The 12,004-nt window shown below is 51.2% G+C and carries 10 protein-coding genes, 1 pseudogene and 1 riboswitch; of the genes and pseudogenes, 8 read left to right on the top strand and 3 right to left on the bottom strand.

Features of this window, described 5'->3' with window-relative positions; genetic code table 11:
• Positions 1-81: 81 nt before the first annotated feature.
• A pseudogene (locus RHH27_RS13395) lies at positions 82-448 on the top strand (transposase); the annotation flags it as partial.
• Positions 449-452: 4 nt separating this feature from the next.
• Here RHH27_RS13395 and galE read toward each other — a convergent pair.
• Positions 453-1,505 (bottom strand): UDP-glucose 4-epimerase GalE, encoded by a 1,053-nt coding sequence (gene galE / locus RHH27_RS08600; protein ID WP_206199799.1) that lies wholly within the window; start codon positions 1,503-1,505, stop codon positions 453-455.
• Positions 1,506-1,549: 44 nt separating this feature from the next.
• On the opposite strand from galE, the gene prfC reads away from it, so the two are divergent.
• Positions 1,550-3,175, top strand: coding sequence for a peptide chain release factor 3 (gene prfC / locus RHH27_RS08595; RefSeq protein WP_302678058.1), 1,626 nt, complete (start codon positions 1,550-1,552; stop codon positions 3,173-3,175).
• A 7-nt stretch (positions 3,176-3,182) separates the two neighbouring features.
• Positions 3,183-3,791 carry a recombination mediator RecR gene (gene recR, locus RHH27_RS08590; protein WP_302678057.1) on the top strand — a complete coding sequence of 203 codons (609 nt, stop codon included), beginning with the start codon at positions 3,183-3,185 and terminating at the stop codon, positions 3,789-3,791.
• A gap of 1 nt (position 3,792) precedes the next feature.
• Here recR and RHH27_RS08585 read toward each other — a convergent pair whose 3' ends face one another.
• On the bottom strand, positions 3,793-4,497 hold the full coding sequence (locus RHH27_RS08585) for a response regulator (protein WP_302678056.1): 705 nt from the start codon (positions 4,495-4,497) through the stop codon (positions 3,793-3,795).
• A 248-nt stretch (positions 4,498-4,745) separates the two neighbouring features.
• On the opposite strand from RHH27_RS08585, the gene thrS reads away from it, so the two are divergent.
• Positions 4,746-6,563 (top strand): threonine--tRNA ligase, encoded by a 1,818-nt coding sequence (gene thrS, locus RHH27_RS08580; protein WP_302678055.1) that lies wholly within the window; start codon positions 4,746-4,748, stop codon positions 6,561-6,563.
• Positions 6,564-6,580: 17 nt separating this feature from the next.
• A complete protein-coding gene (locus RHH27_RS08575; RefSeq protein WP_302678054.1) occupies positions 6,581-7,363 on the top strand; it encodes a glycosyltransferase in 783 nt (260 codons plus the stop codon).
• Between the two features lie 118 nt (positions 7,364-7,481).
• Here RHH27_RS08575 and RHH27_RS08570 read toward each other — a convergent pair whose 3' ends face one another.
• Positions 7,482-7,931: a SufE family protein gene (locus RHH27_RS08570; RefSeq protein ID WP_302676115.1), complete on the bottom strand. Its 450-nt coding sequence runs from the start codon at positions 7,929-7,931 to the stop codon at positions 7,482-7,484.
• Between the two features lie 151 nt (positions 7,932-8,082).
• Positions 8,083-8,228, top strand: a riboswitch (cobalamin riboswitch).
• Between the two features lie 291 nt (positions 8,229-8,519).
• Between RHH27_RS08570 and metE the strand changes: the two genes are divergently transcribed.
• From metE to RHH27_RS08555, 3 genes are all read left to right on the top strand, one after another.
• The gene (gene metE, locus RHH27_RS08565) at positions 8,520-10,772 is read left to right on the top strand and encodes a 5-methyltetrahydropteroyltriglutamate--homocysteine S-methyltransferase (protein WP_302678053.1); all 2,253 of its coding nucleotides are present in this window, start codon (positions 8,520-8,522) and stop codon (positions 10,770-10,772) included.
• Positions 10,773-11,025: 253 nt separating this feature from the next.
• Positions 11,026-11,178: a His/Gly/Thr/Pro-type tRNA ligase C-terminal domain-containing protein gene (locus RHH27_RS08560; RefSeq protein ID WP_255521535.1), complete on the top strand. Its 153-nt coding sequence runs from the start codon at positions 11,026-11,028 to the stop codon at positions 11,176-11,178.
• 128 nt (positions 11,179-11,306) lie between these two features.
• Positions 11,307-11,963 (top strand): NAD(P)H-dependent oxidoreductase, encoded by a 657-nt coding sequence (locus RHH27_RS08555; RefSeq protein ID WP_302678052.1) that lies wholly within the window; start codon positions 11,307-11,309, stop codon positions 11,961-11,963.
• The last annotated feature ends 41 nt before the right edge of the window (positions 11,964-12,004 follow it).

Raw genomic sequence — 12,004 nt, 5'->3', positions numbered from 1 at the left:
GACTCTCAGGTGTCCTGTGAGTAGGGGTGGTCAGCGCGAGGCTAACGGATTGATGGAGAGTTGGGAAGTGTCAGAAAAGTAGAGCGTTTAGTGGCAAGACGGTATAGACACCAGAAAGACTTTATCGCCCCAATGCTGTTTTCAGGATATTTGAATGGGTGAGGGTTTGTGAGCTGGCTGAGTCAATACTGTTTGCCGGCGTTAGAGAGACCATCGCTGTTGATTAGTTGATTATGGATAATGCACCGATTCATCCCCAAGGGGGGATGCAGGCAGTGGTAAAAGCGGCGGGTCACGCGGTGTTATTTTTACCGAAATCCTCTCCTGATTTGAATGTGGTTGAGCATGACTTTAGTGGGCTGAAGTGAGTGGGCTGAAGCGAGCGCGGAGGTATGCAGGGTCAAACCGTTCTATGGATGAGGTGATTCGCAAGTATTGTGCTGGATAATGTCTCATTCTTGATTGGAATAGCTATATATTGCCACAATCGTGCCTGATCCGTGGCGGTATTGGTGCCATCGCCAAGCGTGATCAATGATTTGCTCGATGTCAGGGTACTGCGGCTGCCAACCTAAAATCTGACGGGCGCGATCGCTATTGGCAACGAGGATTGCGGCGTCTCCTGCTCGGCGATCGCCCTCAACGACTGGAATCGAACAACCTGTGACCCTCTGAGCGGCTTCAATAATTTGCCGCACCGAAAAGCCTTGGCCATTCCCCAAGTTAAAAATTTGCGAGTCGCCGCCACTCAGGAGGTACTTTAATCCCAGCACATGGGCTTGGGCTAGGTCCACGACATGGATGTAGTCGCGAATGCAGGTGCCATCGGGAGTAGGGTAATCTGTGCCATAAATGCAGATGTGGGGGCGTCGCCCCATCGCCGCCTGCAACACTAGGGGAATCAAGTGGGTTTCTGGATGGTGATCTTCCCCTAAGCGGGAGTCGGGATCGGCGCCTGCGGCATTGAAATAGCGGAAAATTACCGACTTGAGGCCGTAGGCCCTGCCCATATCGGCAGCAATTTGCTCCACCATCCACTTGGAGCGCCCGTAGGGGTTAATGGGAGCACAGGGACAGGTTTCGCGAATCGGCACCTCTGAGGGCAAGCCATAGACGGCGGCTGTGGAGGAAAAGACAAAATAGGGAATCGCGGCGGCCACCATCGCCTGTAAGAGGGTCAGGGCACCATAAACATTATTTTGATAAAAGCGATCGGGGGAGCGGACAGACTCGCCCACTTCAATATAGGCAGCAAAGTGCATTACTGCCGTCACGGGATAGGTTTGAAAAATCCAATCTAAGAGGGAGCGATCGCCAATATGACCCACAATGAGTTCTGTTTTAAGAACAGACTCGACTAAATCGCGGTGCCCTCGCTCAAGGCTATCTAAAATCAGAACCTGAAAGCCGGCTTGCTGCAGTGCCAAAACGGTATGGCTGCCAATATAGCCCGCGCCCCCGGTGACCAGAATCAGCGGCGAATTATTACCATTATTAATTGTCATTAAAGTCCATCTGTTACACTAGGAAAGCTGCTACAAATTCTGCCATGACCAGTGACTTACACCATGAAATCACCCAAGAGGTGAAACGACGTCGTAATTTCGCTATTATCTCTCACCCGGATGCCGGGAAAACGACGCTGACGGAAAAGTTACTGCTTTACGGTGGGGCTATTCACGAGGCGGGAGCCGTCAAAGCACGACGGGCACAGCGGCAAGCCACCTCTGACTGGATGGAAATGGAGCAACAACGGGGGATTTCGATTACCTCGACGGTCTTGCAGTTTGAGTACCAAGGCTATCAGATTAACCTCTTGGATACCCCCGGCCACCAAGACTTTAGTGAAGATACCTATCGCACCCTTGCGGCGGCTGATAATGCCGTGATGCTGGTGGATGCGGCCAAGGGTTTAGAACCCCAAACCCGTAAGCTCTTTGAGGTGTGCCAACTGCGGGGTCTGCCGATTTTTACATTCATCAACAAGCTGGATCGGCCGGGGCGGGAACCCCTTGAACTGATTGATGAAATTGAACAGGAGCTGGGGCTGATTCCCTATCCTGTGAACTGGCCGCTGGGGATGGGCGATCGCTTTCGCGGCGTCTATGATCGCGTGCGCCGCAACTTTCACTTTTTTGAGCGCACGACCCACGGTAGCCGTGCTGCGGCGGAAACCATCCTTGCCCTTGGCGATCCGGCCATTGACGCCTACATTGAGCCCTATCGCTTGGAATATCACCAACTCAAGGACGAACTGGAACTGCTAGATGGGGTTGGTGCTGAATTTGACCTCAATTTGGTGCATCAGGGAAAAATGACTCCAGTCTTCTTTGGCAGTGCCATGACCAACTTTGGCGTGCGCCTGTTTCTGGAGCACTTTTTGACCTATGCGTTGCCACCCATGGCCTACAAGAGCGATCGCGGGGCGATTGATCCGACGCAGGAGCATTTCACTGGCTTTGTGTTTAAGCTGCAGGCCAATATGGATCCGAAACATCGCGATCGCGTCGCCTTTGTGCGGGTCTGTAGCGGCAAATTTGAAAAGGACATGACCGTCAACCATGCTCGCACCGGCAAAACCATCCGCCTTTCTCGTCCCCAAAAACTCTTTGCCCAAGGTCGCGAATCCCTTGAAACGGCCTATGCGGGCGATGTGATTGGCCTGAATAATCCAGGCATGTTTGCCATTGGCGACACCCTCTATGTCGGCCCCAAATTGGAATATGAAGGCATTCCCTGTTTTTCCCCAGAACTCTTTGCCTATCTGCGCAACCCCAACCCCTCCAAGTTCAAATCCTTCCAAAAAGGGGTGAATGAGCTACGGGAAGAGGGTGCCGTGCAAATCATGTACTCTACCGATGAATCGAAACGAGAACCGATTCTGGCGGCAGTTGGCCAATTGCAATTTGAAGTGGTGCAGTTTCGCCTATTAAACGAATACGGTGTGGAAACTCGTCTCGACCCTCTCCCCTATACCGTTGCGCGCTGGGTACTGGATGGTTGGGAAGCCCTTGCAGCCATTGGCCGCATCTTTAATGCTGTCACCGTCAAAGACAGTTGGGGACGGCCGGTGCTGCTCTTTAAGAATGAGTGGAATCTGCAACAGACAATGGCAGATCATCCCAAACTGCGCCTGAGCGCGATCGCCCCCCTTGCCGCTGCTGTGTCTGCCTAGCTGCCCCATGAGTAGTGTCTATACCCGTCCCCTTGCTCGTCTCATTGAGCAGTTGCAACGCCTGCCGGGCATTGGCCCCAAAACCGCCCAACGTCTTGCCCTTCACCTGATCAAACGTCCCGAGGCTGATATTCAAGCCTTGGCGCAAGCTCTCCTTGAAGCGAAACAGCAGGTGGGGCTTTGTTCTATCTGTTTCCACCTCTCTGCCGAACCCGTGTGCGACATCTGTGCCTCCCCCCAGCGAGACAATCATCTCCTTTGTGTGGTGGCTGATTCCCGCGATGTCATTGCCATTGAAAAAACCCGCGAATACCACGGCAAGTACCATGTTTTGGGCGGACTCATTTCGCCCCTAGAGGGCATCACCCCCGAACACCTGCACATTCAACCTCTGATTCAGCGCGCCAGCCAACCGCAGGTGCAAGAGGTGATCTTGGCCATCAACCCCAGTATTGAAGGGGAAACAACCACTCTCTATGTGGGGCAGCTGCTGCGGCCTTTTGTGAAGGTCACTCGCATTGCCTTTGGCCTACCGGTGGGCGGTGATCTCGACTATGCCGATGAAATGACCCTTGCCCGTGCCCTTGCCGGTCGCCGGGAAATTGAGTGGCAGTAGCTTAGTGCCCCCCCTGCAATCGCCGCAATGCCGTCACAATTTGGTGAATGGCTCGCTTCAGTTGCTCGACCTCGTGGTGTAACCGCTGGTTTTCCGCTTCCAAAGCGGCGAGGCGATTGTCATCCCCACCACTACCTGTTGCCGCTGGTTGCTGTTGCAGTTGCGCAACCGTTGCTTGGAGTTGAGCAAAGTCATTTGCCTTGACAGATTGTGCCTGCAAAGCTTGAATGGCACCTTCAAGGGCGGCCAGTTTGGCATAGACGGGGGTGAGATCCACAGCGACGGGAGCCGCTACTTCCGCAGGAGCTGCTGCTTTGACGGGTCTGGGCTTACGGGCTTTGCGAAAGGCCTCTTGAATTGCTGCTTCGAGTTGTTCTTTTTCAAAGGGCTTCTCAATGAACTCAAACCACTCAAAGGGTTCTTGGAGCTTTTCGGTGACCTCTTCCTTGCGCCCTGACATAATTACGAGGGGGATAGCGCCAAGGAGATCATTTTTCTCCAATTCTTGATAGACTTCCCAGCCGCTCACCTTCGGCAGCAGAAAATCCAGCATGATCAACGTCGGCTCAGACTGCTCAATGAGTTGCAGACCTTCACGGCCATCCTTGGCCTCAAGGATTTCGTAGTCGCCCTCTGGCAACATCTCGCGGACGCGCATCCGGATTACTTTACTGTCATCAATGACAAGGACTTTGCGGCTAGTCACGGAAACACTCCATTCTATACAAGATTCCTATAGCAAGAGATTGTGAATAGAGGGCGGCAGTGGCATGACCACTACGTGATTTCAACCTTAGCATAGCCCTATCTTTTGGAGTTGGCCACTCGCCTTACACTGCGGCAAAGCGTCCCTGAACCCAAAAATTTGGGGTCAAAGACCCACCCTTGAGGGCAGGAGAATGTCACAATAGAAGTCTCAGCCGGATGAAAGATTTGTTAGATAGATCAGCCCCTATGCCAGAGTTTGCTGCTGCCCCTATCCACCTTCCCAAAACCAGTGAATCGGAGCGGATCAAGCGTATTCGCCACACCACGTCCCATATTTTGGCAATGGCAGTCCAGAAGCTGTTTCCCAAGGCGCAGGTCACAATTGGTCCTTGGACTGAGAGTGGATTTTATTACGATTTTGACCACCCCGAACCCTTCAGCGAAAAAGACTTGAAGCTCATTGAAAAGGAGATGGTCAAGATCATTAAGCGCAAGTTGCCGGTGATCTGCGAGGAAGTGACCCGTGAGGAGGCCGAGCGCCGCATCCGGGAGCTAGGGGAACCCTACAAGCTGGAAATTCTCCAAGACCTCGAGGAGCCAATTACGATTTACCACTTGGGGGATGAGTGGTGGGATCTCTGTGCGGGACCTCACGTTGAAAATACGGGCGAGATTAACCCCAAGGCGATCGCCCTTGAAAGTGTTGCCGGTGCCTACTGGCGCGGCGATGAAACCAAAGCCCAACTGCAGCGCATCTACGGTACTGCTTGGGAAACCCCAGAACAACTGGCGGAATATAAACGCCGCAAAGAAGAAGCCCTGCGCCGTGACCACCGCAAACTGGGCAAAGAGCTGGGTCTCTTTATTTTCGCTGATCCTGTAGGACCAGGGCTACCCCTGTGGACTCCTAAGGGAACGATTCTGCGCTCAACCCTCGAGGAGTTTCTCAAAAAAGAGCAAATGAAGCGGGGATATCTACCGGTGGTGAGTCCGCACATTGCCCGTGTGGATCTATTTAAGACCTCTGGCCACTGGCAAAAGTACAAAGAGGATATGTTTCCCCTGATGGCCGAAGATGCTGAGGCGGCAGCCAACGAGCAGGGCTTTGTCCTCAAGCCAATGAACTGCCCCTTCCACATTCAAATCTATAAAAGTGAGTTGCGCTCCTACCGTGACTTGCCCCTACGGTTGGCGGAGTTTGGTACGGTTTATCGCTATGAGCAGTCCGGGGAATTGGGGGGCTTGACGCGGGTGCGGGGCTTTACCGTTGATGACTCCCACCTTTTTGTCACGCCAGAGCAGTTGGATGCCGAGTTTTTGAATGTGGTTGATCTCATTCTCTCGGTCTTTCGCTGTCTGCGTTTAAATAAATTCAAGGCACGGCTGAGCTTCCGCGATCCCAAATCCGACAAGTACATTGGCTCCGATGAGGCTTGGTCAAAGGCGGAGTCAGCAATTCAGCGAGCGGTAGAACAGTTGGGCATGGAGCATTTCTTGGGGATTGGGGAGGCCGCCTTCTATGGCCCCAAGCTCGACTTTATCTTTGAGGATGCTCTCGGTCGCGAGTGGCAGTTGGGAACGGTTCAGGTGGACTACAATTTGCCTGAGCGCTTTGATTTGGAATACGTTGCTGAGGACAATACCCGCCGCCGACCGGTGATGATTCACCGTGCCCCCTTTGGCTCGCTGGAGCGGCTCATTGGCATTCTCATTGAGGAGTACGCAGGGGATTTCCCCTTCTGGCTGGCACCAGAGCAAGTGCGCCTGTTGCCCGTGGGGGATGAGCAACGCCCCTATGCCGAACGTGTGGCCGCTCAACTGCGAGAGCAGGGTGTGCGCGTGAGCGTGGATCGCAGTGGCGATCGCCTAGGTAAACAAATCCGCAATGCTGAAACCCAGAAAATTCCTGTGATGGGCATTGTGGGTGCCAAGGAAGTCGAAAGCGAGACCGTGAGTATCCGCACCCGTGCAGCGGGAGATGTCGGCGCCTTGTCTGTTGAACAACTCATCGAGAAACTGACATCGGCAGTGAATGCAATGGATGCCGAGATTCAGTGGCAGTAGCTAGAGGTTAACTCATTATGACCTATCCTTTTATATCAATCATTACGGCAACTCTCAATGTCGAAGATACGATTACTCGAACCATTAAAAGCCTTCAAGATCAAACGGATAAAAACTTTGAATGGATTATTGGAGATGGTGCTTCAACTGATAGTACCATTAGTATTATTCAGTCTACAAAGGGCTTAAATATAAAAATTATCTCAGAACCAGATTTTAGTTTATATCATGCGATCAATAAATCACTTAAAATTGCAAGTGGAGATTATTATCTTGTTTTAGGTGCTGGAGATGTACTAGAACAGAATACAATAGAGTTGTTTAGAAAAGCTGCTTGCTCTACGAAAGCAGATATACTATCAGCACATGTGTGGGTAGGTAAACGATTAAGGCGTCCTAATAAGGGAAGACCGTATTTGTTTTCAGCCGGAGCCTACATATCTTCCCATGCTGTTGGCACTTTAATTAAAACTGATCTTCATAGGCAACTAGGATACTATTCCTATAGATTTCCAGTTGGCGCAGACTACTTCTTTATCAAAACTGCTATCCAAAATGGCTGTAAGTTTCACGGATGCGATTTTATTGCTGGAGAATTTATGCTTGGCGGTATTTCATCAACTGATAAATTATCAGTTGTATGTGATGTCTTCCGTTTACAGGTAGAAACCGGAGAAAATTTGCTTTTACAAATATTAATTCTTATTTGTGCTTTATTTATTCGAGTTGTTATTCCTAAGTATATACCTTCTCTAATATGGGGTACAAGCACGAGTGCTAAATCCGCAAACGAAGCTTAGTGTCCCCGTTGCGGGGATTGTTGCGTCATCCTACAACTAAAGGATTATCCTCCTTCGTAAGGGTGTTCTCTAGCACCCAGCCCAGCTTTTGCTGCTGTAGTCCCATCAGCTGAGATTTTTAAGTGTGACACGAAGTCTCGGCCAAGTGATAGGCTAGGGCTTGCTGTTGCATCGTTCGAAAAATGTTGTAAAAGCCATTGGCTCGCGAGGGGGTTAAGCTGACATTCAGTCCGGTTTGCTGAATAAAGTCAGGTTTTAACTGGAGGATTTCTGCAGGTGTCAACCCACTCAACCCTTCAACCAATAGCCCCACTAATCCCTTCGTCACTTGAGCGTCAGAATCCCCCTGAAAAATCACCTTGCCCTGCTCTAAAGAGGCCATCACGTACACTTGGGAGACACAGCCGGGTACGCGGTTGGCGGCAACCTTCTGCTCCTCAGGAAATGGCGGCAGGCGCTTTGCAAAGCTCAGTAAGTATTCATAGCGCCGCTTTGGATCTGAGATCTGTTGGAACCGCTGAACAATGCGATCGAGGGAAGCCGGTAAAGGCTGGCAGGCGGAGGGCATATTTACCTAGAAGAACGCTGCTGAGAAAAATGATAACTATTTCTCATTTTAGCCTCAGCAGTTGCACAATAACGGCAGCAGTCAACCTAGGGGCAGCTTTTCATACCAATAGACCGCCGTGCTCTTACCCTTAACTCATAACTTGTGTTAGCCTTGAATGTACTCACTCGGTTCTGGTGGGGATCAGCCATCAGACGCAAGGGGGAAAGTGCAGTGCAAATCTGCCGCTGTCCCGCAGCTGTGATGAGAGGCACTACTCTCTCAGTCAGAATGCCCGCCGAGTTGTGAATGTCGTTATGCCAACATCTGCGAGGTACAGATGATGTTCTTCATGCTTCAATTTTCATTAATTTGCCTAGGTAAAGAACCCCCCTACCGCCCTTTTCTGGCAACGTTGCTGCCGTTGCTGTAGCACAAGTGATTTTGGAGATTTTCAAGCACCTACAAGCACTTAGACAAGGGGTTGCTCTTGCAGTGACCCACGTTAGGTTCTGCTGATGATGCTGGAAGTGTACTGCTTGTTGGGCTGAAAACAGCTATCTTTCTTTGTCTATTGAGAGAACTGTCAAAACTCAGGGTACTGCAACAATGACCATTCAAACTGCAACGCTAGGCTACCCCCGCATTGGTAAAAATCGTGAGCTGAAAAAGGCATTGGAAGCCTTTTGGAATGGCAAATACAATCAAGAAAATTTGCTACAAACAGTTCAAGAGATTGAATTGGCAAATTGGCAAACGCAACTGCAGGCTGGCATTGATCGCATTGGCGTTGGCGATACCAGTTTTTACGATCCCGTCCTTGACTGGAGTGTCCGCCTCGGCCTCATCCCACAGCGGTATCAAGCCTTTACAGGGCTGGAGCAATACTTTGCAATGGCTCGTGGCAAAGAGAGGATTCCAGCTCTTGAGATGACCAAATGGTTTGACACCAACTATCACTACTTGGTTCCCGAAATGAGTCAGCCTCTTCAGGCAGCGGACTTTAGTGATTTTCTGGGGATCATTGGTCGCGCCCAAAGGGTCTTGGGCGATCGCGCCGTTCCCATGGTGCTAGGGCCTTTAACCCTGCTACGGCTGAGTCGGCTGCAGATGAATCTAGAGGAAGCGTTGTCTTGCCTAGTGGAGCGCTATCTTATCCTGTTGGCTGAATTGAAGAACCTAGGGGTGGTTGAGGTACAAATCCACGAACCTGCCTTGGTTTTTGGGGACACCAACAACTTCAGGGAATTGTATGAATCAACATTTGATGCGCTCTGTCAAGTTGGCTTGCCGATTTACCTAGTGACCTACTTTGATGATCTCGGCGCTGCCTATCCTTGGGTGGTGACGTTGCCCGTAGCCGGCATTAGTCTAGATTTTACCCGTGGGCAGAACTTGGCATTATTGCAGCAGTATGGTTTCCCAAGGGATAAACAGCTGGGAGTGGGTATTGTGGATGCCCGAAACATTTGGAAAATTTGCCCAGAACCTGTCGTGTCAACCTTAGCAGCGATTCAGGGTATCACAACTAATATCCGGTTGCACCCCTCAGCCTCTTTACAATTCGTCCCCTACGATGCAGCACGAGAAGTGAAGTTACCAGAGCCATTGCGGCGGGTGTTGAGTTTTGCCGAACAAAAGTTGGATGAGGTGGTGCTATTGGCACAGACGCTGCAGGAGAGTCCCAAAGCCCTTGCCCAGCACCCCCAATTGGCAGAGATTGAAGCCCAGTGGCAGGCCTTTAAGGAATTTAGGCCTGTGAATCCAGTAGTACAACAGCGGTTGCGCAATTTAACCGTCAACGATCTGGAACGGGCTATGCCCTATAAACAACGCCGCCAACTGCAGCCCACCTTACCGCTCTTTCCGACAACTACCATTGGTTCTTTTCCGCAAACCCCAGAAGTGCGGCAATTGCGGGTGAAGCTCAAGCGCGGAGAAATCACCCTTGCTGAGTACCAAGCAGCAATTGATGCTGAAATTGCCAAATGCATTCGATTTCAGGAAGAAATTGGCCTAGATGTATTGGTGCATGGCGAGTTTGAACGCACCGACATGGTGGAATTCTTTGGCCAGAAGCTCACTGGTTTTGTCTTTACTGAACACGGCTGGGTGCAAAGCTATGGCAGTCGCTGTGTGCGTCCACCCATTATTTATGGGGATGTAGCGCGAACCGAGCCAATGACGGTGCGAGAGTTTAAGGTGGCGCAATCGTTGACACAAAAAATCGTCAAGGGTATGCTGACGGGGCCGGTAACAATGATTAACTGGTCTTTTACCCGCACCGATATTCCGCGTAGCGAACAGGCGATGCAGATTGCCTTGGCTCTACGGGATGAAGTGGCCGATTTAGAAGCTGCTGGGGCAAAGATTATCCAGATTGATGAACCCGCTTTACGGGAAGGATTACCCCTCAAGCCGGAACGTTGGCAGGAGTACTTGGCTTGGGCTGTCGATGCGTTTCGGTTGGCGGCTGGTGTGGCTAAGCCAGAAACCCAAATTCATACCCACATGTGCTATTCGGAGTTTGGCGACATTATTCAACATATCGAGCGCCTAGATGCAGATGTGTTGTCCATTGAAAATAGCCGCAGTAACAATGAAACGCTGTTTGAAATTACTGATGCCGGCTATCAACAGCAGGTGGGCAATGGTGTTTATGATGTTCATAGTCCGGCAGTTCCCACTGTTGAGCAGATGGTTCAGCAGCTGGAGACTGCGATCGCCCATCTACCCAGTGACCAGATTTGGGTTAACCCAGACTGCGGTCTGAAAACCCGTCGCTGGGAGGAAGTGATTCCCTCACTGAAAAACATGGTGGCCGCCGCCCAGCAATTGCGAGGGGCTCGTCTTACCAACTGAGGATCTGTTGTCGCTGCCAGCGCACCGTTGCCCCCTTAAAATCGCAGGATTTTTCCACCACTCAAAACTGCGTTTCCATTCCTGCGATTAGCGGGGCAATGCTTGTAAGCAGGCTGCCCCATGCCTAAAGACCTGCTCCATGATTGGTAGGGGCACCTGACCTCGGCTGATGGGACATCCGCATGAGTGTGGATCGTACGGGCGATCGCTAGGTCAACAAATCCGCAATGCTGAAACCTAGAAAATTCCTGTGATGGGCATTGTGGGTGCCAAGGAAGTCGAAAGCGAGACCGTGAGTATCCGCACCCGTGCAGCGGGAGATGTCGGCGCTTTCCCTGTTAAGGAACTGGTTGAAAAACTCACCTCTGCCATGACTGCGATCGATGCCGATATTCAGTGGCAATAGTGGGCAATTGATCTACAGGGCAGTTGACCTCACCTTTAATAGTTTGTCAAAATGAGCGGCGAGTGGTTCTCGCGATCGCGTAGCGTACCCTTTGGGTAATCGCTCTAATCAATTCTCTAGGGAACAGAATGACTGAAACACCGATTTCACCAACAACGGTTTTGCAACAACTGCAATGGCGCTACGCCACGAAGAAATTTGACCCCAATCGCAAAATTCCTGTGGATCTGTGGCAAACACTTCTACAAAGTCTGGTACTGGCTCCTTCTTCCTTTGGCCTGCAACCGTGGAAGTTTTACGTCATTGAGACGCCTGCGCTACGCCAAGCCCTGCTCCCCCACACTTGGAATCAACGGCAGGTGGTGGATGCCTCCCACTTAGTGGTATTTGCCATTAAAACCAATCTCAATGCTACGGACGTCGATCGCTACCTTGCACGGCAAGCGGAAGTCCACCAAACCGCAGTGGAAAATCTGCAAAAGTATGGGGACTTGGTCAAGGGCTTTTTGCAGTCACCCCCCTACCCCCTCAATGTTGATGAATGGTCAACCCGCCAAGTCTATATTGCTTTGGGTCAGTTTATGCTGACGGCGGCGCTGCTGGGCATTGACACCTGCCCGATGGAGGGTTTCTTGCCCCAAGAATATGATCGCCTTCTCGGTCTACCTGCCCAGGGTTATCATGCCGTCGTTCTATGTGCAGCGGGCTATCGAGCGGCCGATGACAACTATGCGACTTTGCCCAAGGTACGCTATCCCCTAGAGGCAGTTGTGGAAGTGCGCTAAGGTTCACGAATTGACCCCGCTGGACATGGGCTAAGCTAGAA

The organism is Thermosynechococcus sp. PP555, assembly GCF_031583225.1.
Lineage (GTDB): Bacteria > Cyanobacteriota > Cyanobacteriia > Thermosynechococcales > Thermosynechococcaceae > Thermosynechococcus.
This window is presented reverse-complemented; position numbering and strand designations above follow the sequence as displayed.

Coding starts and splice junctions, on each gene's coding strand:
- thrS (WP_302678055.1), top strand. CDS start 4,746: ATGCCAGAGTTTGCTGCTGCCCCTATCCACCTTCCCAAAACCAGTGAA.
- recR (WP_302678057.1), top strand. CDS start 3,183: ATGAGTAGTGTCTATACCCGTCCCCTTGCTCGTCTCATTGAGCAGTTG.
- galE (WP_206199799.1), bottom strand. CDS start 1,505: ATGACAATTAATAATGGTAATAATTCGCCGCTGATTCTGGTCACCGGG.
- RHH27_RS08555 (WP_302678052.1), top strand. CDS start 11,307: ATGACTGAAACACCGATTTCACCAACAACGGTTTTGCAACAACTGCAA.
- RHH27_RS08560 (WP_255521535.1), top strand. CDS start 11,026: ATGGGCATTGTGGGTGCCAAGGAAGTCGAAAGCGAGACCGTGAGTATC.
- metE (WP_302678053.1), top strand. CDS start 8,520: ATGACCATTCAAACTGCAACGCTAGGCTACCCCCGCATTGGTAAAAAT.
- RHH27_RS08570 (WP_302676115.1), bottom strand. CDS start 7,931: ATGCCCTCCGCCTGCCAGCCTTTACCGGCTTCCCTCGATCGCATTGTT.
- RHH27_RS08575 (WP_302678054.1), top strand. CDS start 6,581: ATGACCTATCCTTTTATATCAATCATTACGGCAACTCTCAATGTCGAA.
- prfC (WP_302678058.1), top strand. CDS start 1,550: ATGACCAGTGACTTACACCATGAAATCACCCAAGAGGTGAAACGACGT.